Origin of the sequence: Kitasatospora sp. MBT66, assembly GCF_000710405.2 — a bacterium.
Lineage (GTDB): Bacteria > Actinomycetota > Actinomycetes > Streptomycetales > Streptomycetaceae > Kitasatospora > Kitasatospora purpeofusca.
Window position 1 is genome coordinate 514,397 of sequence record NZ_JAIY01000016.1, and the last position, 17,095, is coordinate 531,491.

The window sequence follows — 17,095 nt, forward strand, 5'->3', positions numbered from 1 at the left end:
CCCGGCGGCGGTCACCGCCGTCACCGTGCCGCGCTGGAGCGCCAGCGCGTAGGCGAGGTACCCGCCGAGGCCGCCCAGGGCCAGCCCGTACGCGGCCGGGTCGGTGAACACGTCGAGCGGCCCGGACACGTCGAGGACCCGGACGGCGAGGCTGGTGACCCCGAAGCCGACCCCCGCCAGCAGGCCGAGGCCGACCGCCGCCGCGTTCCCGCTGCGGCGGGCGAGGACGAAGGTGAGCAGCAGCATCAGCACGGTGGTGCCGAGCAGCGCCCAGTGGAAGGCGGCGGACGCGTGGCCGCGGCCCGCGTGCCCGGAGCCGAGGGCCAGCAGGGTCAGACCGGCCACCACGGCGGCGATGCCCAGCAGGTCGGCGCGGTGCAGCCGGGCCCCGAGCAGCCGGGCGGCGGCGAGCGCGGTGACGGCGAGGCTGGCGTTGGTGACGGCCTGGACCAGGAACAGCGGCAGGGTGCGCAGGGCGACGATGCTCAGTGCGAAGCCCGCGACGTCCAGGCCGGTGCCGAGCAGGAACCGCCAGGAGCGGAGCAGGGCGGCCAGCAGGCCGACCCGCACCCGGTCCGCGGGCGGCGCCTCCCGTGCGCCGCCCGCCTGGAACACCGAGCCGAAGCCGAAGCAGACGGTGGCGACCAGGGCGGTGGTGAGTCCGAGCAGCATGGCCCTCCCGGCGTCGGGGGCGCCCCGGGAGCCGGGGCCCGCCCCCAGTCTCCGCCGGGCCCGGCCGGGCCGCAGCGGGGAGGACCGCGATCGGCAGGGGTCAGCCCTCGGCCGGGCGCCCCGCGGCGGCGGCGAGCACGCCGTTGGCCACCGGCACCGCGAGCAGCAGGGCGATCGCGCCGATCAGCCCGGCCCCGGCGGCGTCCGGGAGCACGCGGTCCGCCACCGCCGCGACGACGACGGCCACCGCGCCGAGGGCGGCCACGCCGGCCAGCACTCCGCGCAACCGGCGCGGCGGGCGCTTGCGGTCGTACTCGACCGCGACCCCGACGGCTCCGACGGTGCTGAGGGCCCAGGGGAGGTCACGCAGCCATCCCTCCCCCAGCAGCAGCCACACCGCCAGACCGAGCAGACAGGCGAACAGGACGCCCAGGATCTCGGCCACCACCGTCGCCGCCACCATGTCCCGGACATGCATGTGTTCTCCCCCTCCGCCCGCCCCTCCCCGGAGGCTACCCCGGAAGGAGCGCGTACGGTACGGGGCCGAACGCGCCGCGTGAGCGGAGGCCGGGTGTTCCGGGGAGGAACGGTGGCGGCCCGGGACGGGCCCCTTACCCCGCGGGTACCGCCTCCGCGCGGCCCGAGCCCTCCGTGTGGGCGGGGAGGGTCGGCCAGGTGAGCAGCGGCAGCGGGCCGGGGTGGTGGTGGACGGCGTAGTGGTGCGGGGCCATCGCGGTCTCGCGGCCGGGGAGGGCGGCGACGACGGCACGGTGTACCTCGGCGGGGGTGAGGTCCTGGTCGGTGGTGGCGATCCGGGCGGTGAGCCGGCCGTCCTCGTAGCCGAGGTCGACCGCCGTCGCCCGCGCGCCGAGGGCGTCGGCGACCAGGGCGCGGACGGCCGCGAGGTCGATCCAGTCGGCGCCGATGCGCTGCCAGTCGCCGGTGCGGGTGGCGGGGCGCAGGCCGCTGAGGGCGGCCAGGTCGGTGAGCAGCAGCGGTCCCGCGGCGGCGGCCGCGAGGACGGCGGGGAGGGCGCGGGCGAAGCGCTCGGCGTCGGCGCGCTCGAACACCTGGGGGCAGGCCAGCAGGGCGAACTCCAGGCTGCCGGCGGTGCGCAGGATGTTGAGCATCAGGCGCACCGGCAGCGGCTGGTCCGGCAGCCACTGCACCTCGGGGTCGGCGGTGGGGGCCGGGCGGGCGTCGGAGATGGTCTCGGGGATGGCGAGGCTGAGGTCGTTGACGACGATCTGCCGGTTGAAGCGGGCGCCGCGCCGCTCGGCGACGTCCTCCACCAGCTGCCAGACCTTGTCGGCGTTGAGTGTGCTGTGCCAGTAGCCGGTGAAGGAGGCGACCTTGGTGCGGCCGATCAGGGCGTCCAGGTCGTCCTCCGCACCGGAGGGGCCGACCTCCAGGGCGATCAGGGCGTCCTGGGCCAGGGTGCCGATGTGGTCGGCGAGGGCGGAGCGCTGGCGGTTCGCCGACAGGGCCGAGATCACCAGGTCGGTGCGGGCTGCGCGGTGCGCGGCGAGGGCGGCGAAGACGGCGAGCAGCACGGCCGAGGGCCCGGCGGCGGTGCGGCGGCAGACCGCTTCGAGGTCGGCGGCGGCGGTCCGGGAGCGCAGCAGCAGGGCGGCCGTCCCCTCGGTCGGGCCGGGGGTCATGCCGTCGACGGAGAAGGAGCTCGACGGTCCGGTGGTGAGCACGCTCTCCCAGTGCTTGAGCGCGGCCGCGGTCTTGCGGCGCCCCTGGGGGCTCTGCTCCAGGGCGGCCAGTTCGAGCGGGGTGCGGGAGCCGGCCGGCGGCAGTTGCGCGCCGGCGGCGAGGGCCAGCCAGTCGCGGATGAGCAGGGTGACGGCGACGCCGTCGACCCCGGCGTGGCAGCCCACCACCACCAGCCGGTGGACGAGTCGGCCTTCGGTGAGCAGGGTGAAGCGCAGCCGCGGGGCGGCGGTCAGGTCGAAGGGCAGGGCGACGTCGGCCCGGCCCACCTCGTCGGCCAGGGCGTCGATCCCGGCGCCCTCGCGGTCGCCGACGGGGACCAGGGCGACGGTGAACTCGCCCTCGGCGCAAACCTCCTGGCATTCGGGGAAGCCGTCCGCGCCGGGTCCGGGCGGGAAGACGGTGCGCAGCGACTCGTGCCGTTCCAGCAGCGCGCGCAGGGCGTCGACGGCGGTGGCGACGGTGGTGCCCTCGGGGACGGGCCAGACCGACTCGCGGTTGATCTGTTCGGGCCGGTCGCGCCCGATGCAGCGGAGCATGTTGTCCTGGCCGAGGGTGAGCGGGCCGGAGCCGCCGCCCACGCCGTGGAAGCGGGCCGTGATCAGGCCCTCGGTCTCGGTCACGTCGTGCGTCATCACGTCGATCGCGCCCTTCGGTTCGCAGGTCTGGGCGAGGTGCGGTCGGGACGCTACCAGCGGGGCGATCATGTGGTCCAGACCAGAAACCTGGGATGTCGGCGGGGCCTCGAAAAGTCTTGATGTTTCGTCAAGTACCTGACAGTGCAGGTCAGTTGCTCGGTGACCAGACCCGTTGGCGGACGGTGGCCGGGCCGGGTCCGACGGCGGCCACCGCGGCCCGGAACGAGCCGGGGGCGGGCACGTCCTCGACCCGGCAGGGGCCGGGACCGAGCGCCCCGGGGTCGGCGAGCAGCAGCGGCGACGGGCCGTCCAGCGGCAGCCCGAAACCCTGGACCAGCCGCCCGCCGTACGCCTTGACGCACGCCTCGCGGCGGCACCAGAGCACGGTGAAGCGCCCGGCCGGGTCCGGGTCGGCGGCGACCGACTCGGCCTCGGCGGCCGGGAAGTAACGCCGGGCCATCCGCACCGCGACCCGCGCGTCCCGGACCTCCTCGACGTCCACCCCGACCGCGCGCCCCTCGGTGAGGGCGACGGCCGCGAGGGCGCCGGAGGCGGAGTGGTTGACGGCGAGGCCGTCGATCCCGGGTTTGCCGTGCGGGCCGTAGTGCCAGCGCAGCCGTGCGGGGTCGCGGCCGAGCCGGGCTCCGGCGAGCAGGCGCACGGCGCCGTGGGCGACGGTGAACCGTCGCCCGAAGCGCCGGTCGGGACCGTCCGCGCGGGCGCGTTCGGCCGGGTCGAGCAGCTCGTACAGGGCGCGGACCACCGGCTCGGGCTGGTCGGTGGGGATCAGCCACACGTCGATCGGGTCCGGGCCGGTCACCGGAGCAACGGAAGCAGCGGGAGTAGCCGGAGCAGTGGCACCGGTGCCGGCCGGGGCCGCACCGGAGCCGGTCATGACGGCGGACCGGCGCGCAGGGTCAGGGTGGAGAGCACGCCGAGTCTCGGGTCGAAGTCGGCCAGCAGCACCGGCCGCCGCTCGGCCCGCCAGCCGGGCAGCCGCTCGGCGAGCGCCGACCAGAGTCCGGTGAACGGCTGGCCGGCGGGGACGCGGACGGCGTCCAGGCCCGGCACCTCCAGCCCGGCGGCGAGCAGGACGGCCGCGTCCTCCCCCAGCGCCTTCGCCTGCCGGCGGACCTCCTCCGCGACCGACTCGACCGACCCGACGGACCCGACGGACCCGACGGAATCGTCCGGACCGACCGCCGCGCCACTTTCCTGACGGACCGTCAACTCCTCGCCCGGCAAGGTCTCGCAGACCAGCACGACGGCACAGTGGCGGTCCGGCAGCGTGACCGGTTCGGGCGGCCGGTGGTGCAGCGCGGTCTGCTCGGCGAGCACGACCACCGCGCGCCGGGCGACGCCGGTCCGCTGGTACGCGAGGGCGGCGCGCAGCGCGGCGAACGCCCCGGCGGTGCCCTGGTCGCAGAGCGCGAGCGCGGTGGGCGTGCCCGCGCAGGAGCGGCTGAGCGCGAGCGAGGTGGGCGCGCCGGGCCGGATGTCGGGCGAGTCGAAGGCCTGGATCAGTACGTCCGCCGGCTCGTCCGGTCCGAGCGCCTCGGCGAGCAGGCCGGCGGCCAGTTCCTCGTAGGCGTGCCCGACCCCTTCGGCCAGCAGGTCCTCGCGCAGCGGCAGGCCGTACGGGCGGACCAGGTCGGCGACGAAGACCCGCAGGTCGGGGTCGAGGGAGAGTTCGGAGCGGCCGTCGGCGTACCGCGTCAGCACCCGGGTGAGACCCGGGGCGGCGGGCACCGGTCAGTCCTCGGCGATGATGTGCGAGGCGACGTAGTCGGCCAGGTTGGTGACCGAGCGCAGGTCGTCCTCGGTGATCTGCTCGACGTCGACCTGGATGTCGAGCGCCTCCTCGACCTCGAGGATCAGCTCGATGGTGCCGGCCGAGGTGAGGCCGAGGTCGTCGAAGAGGCAGGCGTTCTCGGGGATCTCGAACGGGTCCCGCTTGAGGACGCGCGGGATCAGCTCGCCCAGGCTGTGCAGGATCCGGACGCGCAGCTCGGTGTCGGTGGTCTGGACCACTTGGTCGGACATGGGTAGGACCGTCCCGTCGTGCGTGGTGGAGTGGGGCGGAGCGGCCGAAGGACCGGCGCCCGGGGGAAGAGGAGAAGGACCGGGGAGGACGGGCCGACGGCGGGTCGGCCGTCCGGCGTCAGTGCTCGACGACCATGGCGGAGAAGGTCGCTCCGATACCGGCGGCCGCGACGAGGTAGCGGTCGCCCCGCTCGAGCAGCCCCCGCGTGGTGGCGGTGTGCAGATTGATGAGGCCGTCCGCAGCGAAACTGTGCCCCACCGACGTCACGTTGTCCAGCACCACCTTCCCGATCGGGAAGCCGATCCGGCGCGCGATCGTGCGCCAGGAGGCCTGGTTGACGTTGTGCGGGAGCAGCAGCGCCAGGTCGGAGAGGTCCAGACCTGCCTGGTCGAGGGCGGCCTCGATCGCCTCGACCATCACATCCGGGTACTCCCGCTGGTAGCGGGCCAGCAGATCCTGGTCCTCGGCCAGCCGGCCGTCGAACTCGGGGCGCTGGCGCACCGCGTAGGACAGCACCCGGTCGTGTTCGCCGTCGGCGCTGACCAGGCAGGCAGCCGCGCCCTCGGCGAAGATGCCGGTCTCGGGCACCACCTGGGCGTCCTTGGTGAAGGTCTTCTCCCCCGTGAGCACCAGGGCCAGCGCCCGTGGGTCGGGTTCCTCGGCGAGCAGGCGCCCGGCCAGGTCGACGGCCAGCAGGCCGACGGCGCAGGCGTGGTGGGTCACGGTGAAGGCCTGGGCGTGGCCGAGGCCGTAGCGGTGGAGCAGGTCGTGCAGGGGGTTGAGCGGGTAGGGCACGGCCACCGGCATGCTGCGCGCGTGGATCACGAAACGGACGTCCCGTTCGCGTCCGCGCAGCTCCGTCAGGGCGTCGACGGTGGCGCCGAGCAGGTCGGGCAGCTTCCCGTCCGGGTCCAGTCGCAGCTGGTCCAGGCCGTGGAAGCGGCGGAAGAGTCGAAGTTGACGTGGGGTCAGGCCCAGTCTCTCGCCCACTGCCTCGATGGGCACGGTGTGGTGGGGGAGGTGGACGGCCACTGCCTCCAGTGCGGTCACGCGGGCTAGTATTCCCACGCCCGACGGGTCCGCACAAGTGATCTCGGGCGGTTGCGGCGCACAGTCCGCACAGCTCACCCCACGGAACGCGCAGGCCCAGTGCCGCCGTCCCCCCGCCCCCGCGTCGTCGAGCCGGTGGAGTCCCTGATGAACGATCGTGAACGTCCCGTCCCCGTACCGCCGGTCTCTCCGGCCCTGGTCGCACTGCTGGCGGAGGCCGCACAGGCACCGCCCGGCTGGTCCGCCGGCGTGACCGGGCAGTCCCGGCTGGACGGGGACCTGCTGCTGGACGAGACCGAGCTCGCCGCGCTGCACGAGGGCCTGCGCCGGAGCTTCGGCCCGTCGGTGGACCTCGCCGCGCTGCGGGCCGGGCTGGACCTGGACGCGCTGGAGGCCCTCACCGTCGCCGACGTCGAGCGGCTGCTGCCCGCGGAGGACGCCCGATGAGCCGCTTCCTGCTGGTGGTCCCGCCGCTGACCGGGCACGTCAATCCGACCGTGGGCCTGGCCCGGGAGCTGGTGGCGCGCGGCCACGAGGTGGCCTGGACCGGCACCGAGACGGCGCTGCGGCCGCTGCTCGGGCCGGACGCGACGGTGTTCGGCACCGGCACCCGGGCGTTCCGGGCGCAGGGCGGGCACGGGCTGGCCGCCGTCCGCTCGCTGTGGGAGGGCTTCATCGTCCCGTACGCGCGGTTCACCACCAAGGCGCTGGACGCGGCGGTGCGGGAGTTCCGGCCGGACGCGCTGCTGGTGGACCAGCACACGCCGGCCGGGGCGCTGGTGGCGCACCGGCACCGGCTGCCCTGGGGCACGCTGGCGCCGGGGGCGATGGAGCTGGGGCGGCCGTTCCGGGGGCTGCCGCTGCTGGAGGAGTGGATGACCGGCCTGCTGCTGGGCCTGTGGCGGCGGGCCAGACTGCCCGAGGAGGAGTACGTCGACCCGCGCTTCTCCCCCGCCCTGGTGCTCGCCTTCACCGGCCCCGCGCTGACCGGACCCGAGCCGGTTCCCGCGCACCTTGCCGCGGTCGGGCCGGTGCTGACGGACCGGCCGGCCGATCCGGCGTTCCCCTGGGAGCGGCTGCTGCCGGAGCGGCGCCGGGTGCTGGTCACCATGGGCACCCTGTCCGGCGAGCTCGGCGCGGACTTCCTGGCCCGGGCGGTGCGGGCGCTGGAGCTGTGCGGGCCGGACGTGCAGCCGGTGTTCGCCGCGCCCGGCGAGCTGCTGCCCGAACTGCCCGGTCACGCGGTGGCGGTGGACCGGGCGCCGGTGCTGGAGCTGATGCGGCGCGGGGTACTGGACGCGGTGCTGTGCCACGGCGGGATGAACACCGTCGGCGAGGCCCTGGTGCACGGACTGCCGCTGGTCACGGCACCGATCCGGCACGACCAGCCGTTCGTGGCGGCCCAGGTGGCGGCCGCCGGGGCGGGACTGCGGGTGCCGTTCGCCCGGGTGACGCCGGATCACCTGGCGGCGGCCCTGCGGAGCGTGCTGGACGAACCCGGGTACCGGGCGGCGGCCGCCCGGGTCGGGGCGGAACTGCTCGCCGGCGGCGGGGCCGAGGCGGCCGCCGACCGGGTGGAGGCACTGGTCACACCGGGTGCCCCTCGGGCCAATCCATTGGTCTAGGCCATTGTTTCCGGGGTGCCGGAACCCCTAGGGTGGCCCGCAGCACCACTTCCCAGGTGTCCCGCGCGCCGCCTTCCGGCGCCCCGGCAACCCCATCCCCGCACGGGAGTTCTGGTTGATCGAGACCAAGGGGCTCAGCAAGTCCTACCCCTCCAAGAAACGCGGCCAGCCCCCCGTGGACGCCGTCCGAGGCATCGACCTGGACGTCGCTCCGGGTGAGATCTTCGGCTTCCTCGGCCCCAACGGCGCCGGGAAGACCACCACCCTGCGGATGCTCGCCACCCTGATCCGCCCCGACGGCGGCGAGGCCCGGATCGCCGGGGCGGACCTGTTCGCCGACCCCGCCGAGGTCCGCCGCCGGATCGGCTACGTCGCCCAGGGCGGCGGCACCACCGACGCCGTCACCGCGCGCGAGGAACTCGTGATGCAGGCGCGGCTGCACGGCACCGGCAAGGCCGAGGCCCTGCGCCGCGCCGACGAGGCCCTCCAGGCCTTCGAGCTCACCGAGTTCGCCGACCGGCCGTGCCGCACCTACTCCGGCGGCCAGCGCCGCCGGGTGGACATCGCGCTCGGCGTCATCCACGCGCCCAAGGTGCTGTTCCTGGACGAGCCCACGGTGGGCCTCGACCCGGCCAGCCGCGGCCACGTCTGGACCGAGATCCGGCGGCTGCGCGGCGAGGGCATGACCGTCGTCGTCACCACGCACTACCTCGACGAGGCCGACGCGCTCTGCGACCGGGTCTCCATCGTCGACCACGGCGGCATCGTCGCCGAGGGCACGCCGGAGACGCTCAAGCGCGAGATATCCGGCGACGTCGTCCTCATCGGCCTCGGCGCCGGCGAGGCCGAGCGGGCCGCCAAGGCCCTGCGCGAGCAGCCCGGCCTGCCGGAACTGCACCGGCTGGAACTGCGCGACGAGGACGGCCTGCGGCTCTACCTGGACGACGGCGCGGCCGCCGTCCCGCACCTGCTGCGCGCCCTCGACGGGGCGGGTGTCACCACCGGCACCGTGCAGTTGCAGCGCCCCAGCCTGGACGACGTGTTCCTGGCCCGCACGGGCCGCTCCATCGAGCAGTCCTGACCCTCACCTCCGAACCCCGAGGAGGGGCTCCGATGAAGCTCGCCCGCGACACCTGGCTGGTCTTCCAGCGCCAGCTGCTGCTGATGTGGCGGACCCCGGTCTGGATCGCCGTCGGCGTGATCCAGCCGATCTTCTACCTGTTGCTGTTCGCACCGCTGCTCAAGCAGGTGCTGGCGCCGATGGGCGCGACCACCTACGCCGAGACCTACCAGATCTACGTGCCGGGCCTGTTGGCGGTGCTGTGCATCTTCGGCGGCCTGTACACCGGCTTCAGCCTGCTCGGCGAACTCAAGGCCGGCATCATCGAGCGGGCCCGGGTGACCCCGGTCAGCCGGCTCGCGCTGCTGCTCGGCCGGGCACTGCGGGAGACGGTGGCACTGCTCGTCCAGGCGGTGATCATCACCATCATCGCGCTGCCGTTCGGCCTGCGGGTCGGCCCGCTGAACCTGCTGCTGGCCTTCCTGCTGATGGGCCTGCTCGCGCTGATGACCTCGGCGATCTCGTACGGGATCGCGCTGGTGCTGCCGGCCGACGAGGCGATGGCACCGGTGGTGAACACCCTCGCCCAGCCGATCGCGCTGCTCTCGGGGGTGCTGCTGCCGCTGGCGCTGGCGCCGATGTGGCTGCAGTCGATGGCCAAGTGGAACCCCTTCTACTGGGCCGTGGAGGGCATGCGCGCACTGTTCTCGGGCCATGTCGGGGACAGCGCGGTCTGGCAGGGGCTGCTGGTGGTCGCCGTGATGACGACGGCGGCCGTGTACTGGTCGGCCCGGCTGTTCTCGACCCGGGTGCGCTGAGCGGGCGCACCGGGTCGGCGGACCCGCGAGGGACGGACAGCCGGAGAGACAGGCAGACCGACAGCGAGACAGTCGGACGGGAGGCGGGCGGGCCGGGCCGGAGGGGATCCGGTCGGCCCGCCTCCCGGCGTTCCCGCGCCCGGGCCCGTTCGTCGCCCGGGCCGCCGCCCCTCCACCACCTCGTCAACACGGTTCGGAGAGTGATCTGTTGTCGGGGCGGACCCGGCGGCCCTATGGTCGGGACCGGTCGATCGTCCGTTCGTCAGGAGGAACCCGCATGAGCCCCCGGTCCGAGAACACCCCGGCCTCCGCCCGGCGCCGCGGCACCCGCCTGGCCATCGCGGGCGGGGCCATCGCCGCGCTGCCGGTGGTCGGCCTGCTCGCCGCGACACCGGCTTCCGCCAAGCCGCCGATGAAGATCGTCGCCGCCAAGCCCCCCGTCAAGGCCGTCGCGGCCAAGCCCCCCGTCAAGGCGGTCGCCGCCAAGCCGCCGGCGAAGATCGCCGCCGCGAAGCCCCCGGTCAAGGCCGTCGCGGCCAAGCCCCCCGTCAAGGCGGTCCCTGCCAAGCCGCCCATGAAGATCGTCGCCGCCAAGCCGCCCGTCAAGGCCGTCGCGAGCGACCCCCGGGCAGCCCGGGGCAACTGACACCCCGCCCGGAACCCACCTGCCTGCGCGGAACGGCGGTGCCCCTTGCACGAAGGGGCACCGCCGTTGCACGTCCGTGGGCCGCTGCCTACCCGGCCGTCCCGCCCTCGGCCCGCAGGAAGCCCGCGAGCCTGGCCACGCCCTCCGCGATCCGCTCGGGCGTCAACGAGCTGATGGAGAGCCGCAGCCGCCGCTCCCCGCCCCCGGCGGGGTAGAACGGCGCCATCGGCGTCCACAGCACGCCGAAGTCCCGCGCGCAGCGCTCCATCGCCGCCTCGTCGGCCGCGAACCCCACCGTCAGCACGGCGAAGAACCCGCCCTCCGGCACGTTCCAGGACACGCCCAGGCGGTCCCGCTCGGCGGCCGGGAGCTGCCGCTCCAGCTCGGCCAGCAGCGCCCCCATCGAGGCCGCGTAGTGGGCCGTCGCGGGGGCGTTGGCGGCCCGCAGCCGGCAGTCGTGGGTCAGCAGCATCCCGCCGATCACCGCCTGGCTGAGGGCCGGGGTGTTGACCGTCGTCATGCTCTTCAGCTTGGCGATCTCGTCGGCCAGCAGGGTGCGCCGGCCGCCCGGACCGGTCACCTCCTGGTCGGCGACCAGGTAGCCGAGCCGCGCGCCGGGGAAGCAGGTCTTGGCGAAGGAGCCCAGGTAGACGACCCGGCGGTGGCGGTCGAGCGCCTTCAGGGTGGGCCGGGCGCCGATGTCCCGGGCGAAGAACCCGTACGGGTTGTCCTCGACGATCAGCAGGCCCTCCTCGGCGGCGGTGTCCAGCAGCCTGGCCCTGGCGGCCACCGGCATCGAGGTGCCGGAGGGGTTGGCGAAGTCCGGCACCACGTACAGGGCGCGCGGGCGCCGTCCGGCGGCACGGACCTTCCGCGCGGCGGCCCGGACGGCCTCCGGGTCCGGGCCGCCCTCCGGCCCCTCGGGGACCGGCACCGTGGTCAGGTCGAGCAGCCGGGCGGCCCCGGTGACACCGACGTAGCAGGGCGAGCTGACCAGCAGGACGTCGTCGGGGCCCGCGCAGAGCGCCCGCAGCGTCAGCAGCATGCCCTCCTGGGCGCCGACGGTCAGCACCAGCGCCTCGGGGGCCACGGTGAGGCCCTCGTCGTGGGCCAGGGTGCGGGCGACGAGGTCGTTGATGATGCCCTTGGTCGGGCCGTACTGGAACAGCGTGGTGCGGATCGCGTCGCGGTCGAGGCCGGTGGCCGCCAGGTGGTCGAGGTAGGCGTCCAGGTAGGCGGGGACGTCCTCGGGCTCGAAGAAGCCCTCGTAGGGGCGGCCCGGGGCGAAGGAGATCGCCTGCGGGTAGCGGGTGGTGACCTCGTTCAGGAACGTCATCGCGTCCAGCAGCGGGTCCGCCAGCGAGCCGTGCAGCTCCTCCAGCGGGAGCGTGACGGGCCCGGCGGCGGCCACCGCTTCCGCGGCCGGGACGGCCGGGGCGCTCACGCGAGTGCCTCGCGCAGCCGCCCGGCCGCGTACGCCTGGGCCTCGGCGGCGCCGTCCAGGGTGCCGGTCATGGCGAAGAAGCCGTGCGGCATGCCCTCCCAGCGGCGCAGCTCCACCGGGACCCCGGCCGCGCGCAGCGCCTCGGCGTACTGCTCGCCCTCGTCGCGCAGCGGGTCGTACTCGGCGGTGACGACGGTGGCGGGCGGCAGGCCGGTCAGGTCCTGGGCCCGCAGCGGGGAGGCGTGCGGGTGCTCGCCGTCGGCCGGGTCGGCCAGGTAGTTGCCCCAGTACCAGGCGACCGAGCGGCGGTTGAACAGCGCCGGGTCGTCGTGCTCGCGCAGCGACTCGGTGTCGGCGCGGGCGTCGGTGTTGGGGTAGACGAGCAGCTGGTGGCGCAGCGCGGGGCCGCCACGGTCTCGGGCGAGCAGGGCGAGCACGGCGGCGAGGTTGCCGCCCGCGCTGTCGCCGGCGACGGCGAGGCGTTCGGTGTCCAGGCCCAGCTCCGCCCCGCGGGCGGCGAGCCAGTCGGCCGCGGCGGCGCAGTCCTGGACGGCGGCGGGGAAGGGGTGTTCGGGGGCCAGCCGGTAGCCGACGGAGGCGGTGGCGCAGCCGACGGCGTTGGTCAGCGCGCGGCAGATCGCGTCGCTGGTGTCGGGCGAGCCGAGGGTCCAGCCGCCGCCGAACAGGTAGAGCAGGACGGCCGGGCGGCGGCCGTCGGCGGGCGGTGCGGGCCGGTAGAGCCGGAGCGTGAGCTCGCCGCCGGGGCCGGGGAGGAGGTGCTCCTCGACGGCTTCGACCGGCTCGGGCGTGCCCGCGGCGGCGCGGATGTCGGCGAGGTCGGCGGCGCGGGCCTCGGCCACGGTGAGGCGGTAGAGCGGGGGCGTGCCGGCGTTCGCGCGGCGGTCGCGCAGGGCCTGGGCCTGGGGGTGCAGGGGCATCGGGGTTCCTCGGGGCGGCGGTCGGCCGCGGCGGCGGCCGGCGGTCGGGTGGGCTGCCGGTTCGGCGGTGGCCGGTCGGGCGGCCGTGGCGGCGGTCGCCGGTCGGGCGGCCGTCGGGTCAGCGGTCGGCCTCGACGTAGACGGTCTCGTCGGTGCGGAAGGCGGTGTCGAGGTCGGCGACGTCGCCGCGGACGCCCTCGCGGTAGGCGCAGTGGCGGATCCGCGCCTCCTCGAAGCCGGCCTCGGTGAGGACGTGCCGCAGTTCGTCCAGATCGTAGATCCACTGGTGGCCGTAGTACCGGAAGATCTGGTTGACCAGGAAGGCCGGGCGCTTCGGCATCGGCGGGCCGAAGCCCATGGTGCTGAGCCGGCGGTGGTGCTTGGCGAGGAAGCCGTCGCCCTTGGCGTAGCCGTTCAGGTAGCGGGCCAGGTCGGGGGTGGTGATCCGCAGGACGCCGCCGGGGCGCAGCACCCGCCGGGCCTCGCGCAGCCAACCGATCGCCACCGGCATGGTGACGTGCTCGATCAGGTGCTCGGCGTACACCCAGTCGACGCTGGCGTCGGCGAAGGGCAGCGGGCGGGAGATGTCGAGCTGGGTGAACCAGCGGTCGCCGTCGACCCGGTAGAGCGTGCCGGGCTCGGTGGCGCCGTCGGGGCCGCGGAGTTCGGTGAGGTCGGTGCCGAGGCCGCCCGGGTGGGCGGTCCGGAAGGCCGCGAACTCGATGCCGGTGAGGCCCAGGTCGGTGAAGTCCTGGTGGTCGAACGGGAGCCCGCCGTCGGCCGGTTCGAGGCTCCGGCAGGTGGCGACGTCGGCGCTGAAGCGGTCGAGCTGCTCGGCGAGGCCGTCGGGGTCCTCCCAGTCCCAGCCGGGGAAGGCGTCCTGTCTGTTCATGGTCTCGCTCTTTCGGTCGCGGCGGTCGGGGTGGAGCTCGGGGCGGTCGGGGCGGGGGTTGCCGGGTCGGGGGCGGTCGGGTCGGCGGCGGTCGAGTCGCGGGCGGTCGGTGCACGCACCGTCAGACCGGCCAGGGCGCGAGGGCGGTGCGGTCCAGGTCCGCGACCGAGGGGCGGCCCAACAGGGCCATGGTGTGCTCCAGTTCGTCGCGCAGCAGGTCGAGGACCTGTCCGACGCCGGCCTCGCCGCCGGTGGCCAGGCCCCAGAACGCCGGACGGCCGACCAGGACGGCGCGGGCGCCCAGGGCGAGCGCGACGGCGATGTCGGCACCGCTGCGGACGCCGCCGTCGAGCAGCGCCGGGATGTGCGGCGGCAGGGCGTTGACGACCTCGGGCAGTGCGGCGAGGGCGGGCAGCGCGCCGTCGAGTTGACGGCCGCCGTGGTTGGAGACCACCACCGCGTCCACGCCGTGGTCGGCGGCGCGGCGGGCGTCCTCGGCGGTCAGCACGCCCTTGAGGACCAGCGGCAGCCGGCTGCGTTCGCGCAGCCAGGCGAGGTCGGCCCAGGTCAGGGTGGGGTCGAACTGCTCCCTGGCGTGCTCGGCGATGCCCGAACTGCCCTGGCCGGCGTGGTGGCTGGCGGCCATCAGGGCAGGGTCGAGGTTGACCGCGCGGATCTCCGGCGGGACGGCGAAGCCGTTGCGCAGATCGCGCAGCCGGCGGCCGATCCGGGGGGCGTCGACGGTGAGCAGCAGGGCCGCGTAGCCGGCCGCCTCGGCGCGTTCGACCAGGGAGGCGAGGGCCTCCCGGCGGCGCAGCCAGTAGAGCTGGAGCCAGAGCGGGCCGGTGGCGGCCTCGGCGATGTCCTCCAGGGTGCGGCTGGCGAAGATTCCGGCGACGAGCAGCGCGCCGGCCTTTCCGGCCGCCCGGGCGGTCGCTGTTTCCCCGTCCGGATGGACCAACCGGTGGTAGGCCATCGGGGCAATTCCCACCGGGAGTTGCAGCGTGGTGCCGAGCAGATCGACAGCCGGGGCGCACTCGGAGACGTCGACGAGCGCGCGCGGGCGGAACGCATGGCGTCCGAACATTTCCCGGTTGGCCGCCAGGGTGCGTTCCGCGCCACTGCCGCCTTCGACGAAGTCCCATATTTCCGGGGCAAGTTGATCGCGCGCCGCGCGTTCGATCCCGGCCAGCGTGAGTGGTGCCACGGGCGTCCTCGTTCCCGGACCGGCCGCGTTCGGACCGGCCCACGGATCGGCAGCGTAGGAGGTCTGGACCTGATTGGTATAGACCTTGATTTGACCAATCGTCTGTGCAATCGTCTGGCAACGGAATTGGACGTATTGCCTGGTGTCGACGACGGCCCGGGAAAGTGGCGACCAAGTGTCCATGACAAATCTCCTCACGTGTGGAGTGGCGTTGACCGGCTTTTCCTCTTCTTCACCGGCGCCCTTCTCACCCCCGCACGCCGATGCTCCCGCCGACTGGGTCGACCGGGTGCTGTTGGCCGGACCCGGGGGTGAGGAGTGCCTCCGCTTCGGCACACCCGTCGACCGTGACGCCCTGCGCGCACTGGTCGCCGAGCAGACCGAACGACTGGCCTCGGCCGGGCTCGGCCCGGGTGGCACCGCCGCCCTGCGGCTGCCGCCCTCGCTGGGCTTCGTCACCGTTCTCCTGGCCGCCTGGCGGCTGGGGGCCCAGGTGGCACTGCTCGACCACCGGCTGACCGAGCACGAGGTCGAGCAGGCGGTCGCCCGGCTGCGCCCGCAGGTGCTGGTCGGCTCCGCCGGGCGTCCGGCCGCGGCCGCGCTGCGCGGCTGGTCGGCGGTCGACCCGGTGGCCGTCGCACGGCCCGAGGGCCGGCCCGCTGCGACCGGCCACGCGCTGGTCCAGCTCAGCTCGGGCTCGACCGGACCGGCCAAGGTGATCGCCCGCACCGCGAGCGACCTGATCCGCGAACTCGACTGCTACCGGCGGCTGGCGGCGTTCCCCGGCGAGGGCGAGCGGGTGGTGCTGCTGTCCTCGGTGGTGCATGTGCTCGGCCTGGTCGGCGGGCTGCTCAACAGCCTCCACGGGCGCGCCCCGCTCACCGTCCCGGACCGGATGACGGCGGCCGGAATCCTCGGCGCGGTCGCCGCCGACGACCGCCCGACCACCGTGATCGGGGTGCCGTTCCACGCCGAACTGTTGGCCGGTGCCACCGAACCGCCGCAACTCCCGCAGCTGCGGCGGATGGTGGTCGCCGGAGAACTGGTCCGGCCCGGCCTGTCCGAGGCCTTCACCGCCCGCTGGGGCGTGCCGCTCGGCACCATGTACGGGATGACCGAGCTCGGGGTGATCGCCACCGACCTGGACGGCACCCTGCACCCGGCCAAGCAGCCCGTGCACGGCATGGAACTGCGGCTCGTCGACGGCGAACTGCAGCTGCGCACCGCCGCCTCCCCCTACCCCGGGCTCGACGACCCGACCCGCTGGGCGGACGGCTGGCTGCACACCCGTGACGCCGCCACCCTCGACCCCGGCACCGGCCGGGTCACCGTACTCGGCCGCCGGGACTCGCAGGTCTCGATCGGCGGCCTCAAGGTCGACCTCACCGAGGTCGAGCAGACCCTCGCCGCCCTCCCCCACGTCCGGGAGGCCGTCGTGGTCTTCGACGAGGGTGCGATCGAGGCCTACCTCTCCGCCGAGGACGGCGCCGACCGGGCACTCGTCCAGGACGGGCTCGCCCGGCAGTTGGCCGCCTACAAGCGGCCGCGCCGGCTCGCCTTCCTCCCCCAGCTCCCCCGTACCGCCACCGGCAAGCTGCTGCGCGACCCGGCCGCCCTGCGCGCCGCCGCCGGCTGAACCGGGCGCGCCGCGACCCGGCGCGCCCGCCCGCATGCCGCCCCGCACCACCGGCCGGGACCTCGTGCCCCGGCCGCCACGAACCGCCCGGAAGGGCCGGGCGGGATTCCCCGACGGGCAGCCACGGCCTGCCCCCGGGGCGCCCGAGTCCGCCCCGAAGGACCGCTTTCCCCTCCCCGACGACCCCGTGCGCACCGCCTGCGCCCGGGCACAAGGAGCACACCATGCAGGACCGCATCCGCGCGTTCGTCCTCGCCGCCCTGGCCGAGATGCAGTACGACGTCGAGGGCGTCACCGGCGACACCGACCTCGGCCCGGCCGGCCTGGACCTGGAGTCGCTCGCCCTCGCCGACCTCTCGGTCCAGGTCGAGGACGAGTTCGGGGTCAAGTTCGACCTCGACGAGATGGAGACCACCGCGCTGATGACGCTCGACCAGTTCACCGCCGACGTCGAGGCCCGGATCACCGCCGCCACCGCCACCTCGGGCAGCCCGGCGTGACCGACCTCGCCCGCCCCGACCGGGCCGAGGTCCTGGAGATGCTCGCGGCGTTCGGGCAGCGCGCCGCCGAGGACGTACCCGATGAACTCGGCTCGCTCGAACTCACCTGGCTGATAGCCGAGTTCGAGCAGCGGTACGGCATCGAACCGGACCTGGACGACGAGGCCTTCGAGGCCGTCCGGACGGTGGACGACGCCGTCGAGGTG

The 17,095-nt window shown here is 75.1% G+C and carries 19 protein-coding genes; 8 read left to right on the plus strand and 11 right to left on the minus strand.

Annotated features, from left to right (window positions below; all coding sequences use genetic code 11):
* The 7 genes from BI06_RS51805 to BI06_RS38195 form a co-directional block, all read right to left on the minus strand.
* Positions 1–672, minus strand: a 672-nt coding sequence (locus tag BI06_RS51805; RefSeq protein ID WP_043476398.1) for a hypothetical protein, incomplete at its 3' end; no start/stop codon positions are given.
* Positions 673–772: 100 nt separating this feature from the next.
* Entirely contained in the window at positions 773–1,150 is a 378-nt protein-coding gene (locus BI06_RS38170; protein ID WP_043475939.1) for a hypothetical protein, read from the minus strand.
* Between the two features lie 133 nt (positions 1,151–1,283).
* Positions 1,284–3,098 carry a condensation domain-containing protein gene (locus tag BI06_RS38175; protein WP_051742757.1) on the minus strand — a complete coding sequence of 605 codons (1,815 nt, stop codon included), beginning with the start codon at positions 3,096–3,098 and terminating at the stop codon, positions 1,284–1,286.
* Positions 3,099–3,177: 79 nt separating this feature from the next.
* Positions 3,178–3,849 carry a 4'-phosphopantetheinyl transferase superfamily protein gene (locus tag BI06_RS38180; protein WP_043475942.1) on the minus strand — a complete coding sequence of 224 codons (672 nt, stop codon included), beginning with the start codon at positions 3,847–3,849 and terminating at the stop codon, positions 3,178–3,180.
* Between the two features lie 71 nt (positions 3,850–3,920).
* Complete coding sequence (locus tag BI06_RS38185; RefSeq protein ID WP_043475945.1) at positions 3,921–4,778, minus strand: hypothetical protein; 858 nt, start codon at positions 4,776–4,778, stop codon at positions 3,921–3,923.
* A gap of 3 nt (positions 4,779–4,781) precedes the next feature.
* Positions 4,782–5,072: an acyl carrier protein gene (locus BI06_RS38190; RefSeq protein ID WP_051742758.1), complete on the minus strand. Its 291-nt coding sequence runs from the start codon at positions 5,070–5,072 to the stop codon at positions 4,782–4,784.
* A 118-nt stretch (positions 5,073–5,190) separates the two neighbouring features.
* Positions 5,191–6,123 carry a 3-oxoacyl-[acyl-carrier-protein] synthase III C-terminal domain-containing protein gene (locus tag BI06_RS38195; RefSeq protein ID WP_030393183.1) on the minus strand — a complete coding sequence of 311 codons (933 nt, stop codon included), beginning with the start codon at positions 6,121–6,123 and terminating at the stop codon, positions 5,191–5,193.
* A 147-nt stretch (positions 6,124–6,270) separates the two neighbouring features.
* Here BI06_RS38195 and BI06_RS38200 point away from each other — a divergent pair, with 147 nt between their 5' ends.
* The 5 genes from BI06_RS38200 (at position 6,271) to BI06_RS38220 (ending at position 10,272) form a co-directional block, all read left to right on the plus strand.
* Positions 6,271–6,570, plus strand: coding sequence for a hypothetical protein (locus BI06_RS38200; protein WP_149030609.1), 300 nt, complete (start codon positions 6,271–6,273; stop codon positions 6,568–6,570).
* Entirely contained in the window at positions 6,567–7,748 is a 1,182-nt protein-coding gene (locus BI06_RS38205) for a glycosyltransferase (RefSeq protein WP_043475960.1), read from the plus strand. The genes BI06_RS38200 and BI06_RS38205 overlap by 4 nt, the downstream gene beginning before the upstream one ends.
* A 115-nt stretch (positions 7,749–7,863) precedes the next feature.
* A complete protein-coding gene (locus tag BI06_RS38210; RefSeq protein WP_043475963.1) occupies positions 7,864–8,829 on the plus strand; it encodes a daunorubicin resistance protein DrrA family ABC transporter ATP-binding protein in 966 nt (321 codons plus the stop codon).
* Between the two features lie 32 nt (positions 8,830–8,861).
* Positions 8,862–9,626 carry an ABC transporter permease gene (locus BI06_RS38215; RefSeq protein WP_043475970.1) on the plus strand — a complete coding sequence of 255 codons (765 nt, stop codon included), beginning with the start codon at positions 8,862–8,864 and terminating at the stop codon, positions 9,624–9,626.
* 277 nt (positions 9,627–9,903) lie between these two features.
* Positions 9,904–10,272 carry a hypothetical protein gene (locus BI06_RS38220; protein WP_030393188.1) on the plus strand — a complete coding sequence of 123 codons (369 nt, stop codon included), beginning with the start codon at positions 9,904–9,906 and terminating at the stop codon, positions 10,270–10,272.
* Positions 10,273–10,360: 88 nt separating this feature from the next.
* Here BI06_RS38220 and BI06_RS38225 read toward each other — a convergent pair whose 3' ends face one another.
* The 4 genes from BI06_RS38225 to BI06_RS38240 form a co-directional block, all read right to left on the minus strand.
* Positions 10,361–11,716 carry a PLP-dependent aminotransferase family protein gene (locus BI06_RS38225; RefSeq protein WP_078879874.1) on the minus strand — a complete coding sequence of 452 codons (1,356 nt, stop codon included), beginning with the start codon at positions 11,714–11,716 and terminating at the stop codon, positions 10,361–10,363.
* A complete protein-coding gene (locus BI06_RS38230) occupies positions 11,713–12,654 on the minus strand; it encodes an alpha/beta hydrolase (RefSeq protein WP_030393190.1) in 942 nt (313 codons plus the stop codon). The genes BI06_RS38225 and BI06_RS38230 overlap by 4 nt, the downstream gene beginning before the upstream one ends.
* 118 nt (positions 12,655–12,772) lie before the next feature.
* On the minus strand, positions 12,773–13,546 hold the full coding sequence (locus tag BI06_RS38235; RefSeq protein WP_030393191.1) for a methyltransferase domain-containing protein: 774 nt from the start codon (positions 13,544–13,546) through the stop codon (positions 12,773–12,775).
* Positions 13,547–13,667: 121 nt separating this feature from the next.
* A complete protein-coding gene (locus BI06_RS38240) occupies positions 13,668–14,753 on the minus strand; it encodes an alpha-hydroxy acid oxidase (protein WP_051742759.1) in 1,086 nt (361 codons plus the stop codon).
* 205 nt (positions 14,754–14,958) lie between these two features.
* On the opposite strand from BI06_RS38240, the gene BI06_RS38245 reads away from it, so the two are divergent.
* The 3 genes from BI06_RS38245 to BI06_RS51810 form a co-directional block, all read left to right on the plus strand.
* Positions 14,959–16,389 (plus strand): AMP-binding protein, encoded by a 1,431-nt coding sequence (locus tag BI06_RS38245; RefSeq protein WP_030393193.1) that lies wholly within the window; start codon positions 14,959–14,961, stop codon positions 16,387–16,389.
* A 224-nt stretch (positions 16,390–16,613) separates the two neighbouring features.
* Positions 16,614–16,889: an acyl carrier protein gene (locus BI06_RS38250; RefSeq protein WP_030393194.1), complete on the plus strand. Its 276-nt coding sequence runs from the start codon at positions 16,614–16,616 to the stop codon at positions 16,887–16,889.
* Positions 16,886–17,095 (plus strand): hypothetical protein (locus BI06_RS51810; protein ID WP_043475972.1); only part of this gene is annotated, 210 nt, incomplete at its 3' end. The genes BI06_RS38250 and BI06_RS51810, both read left to right, overlap by 4 nt.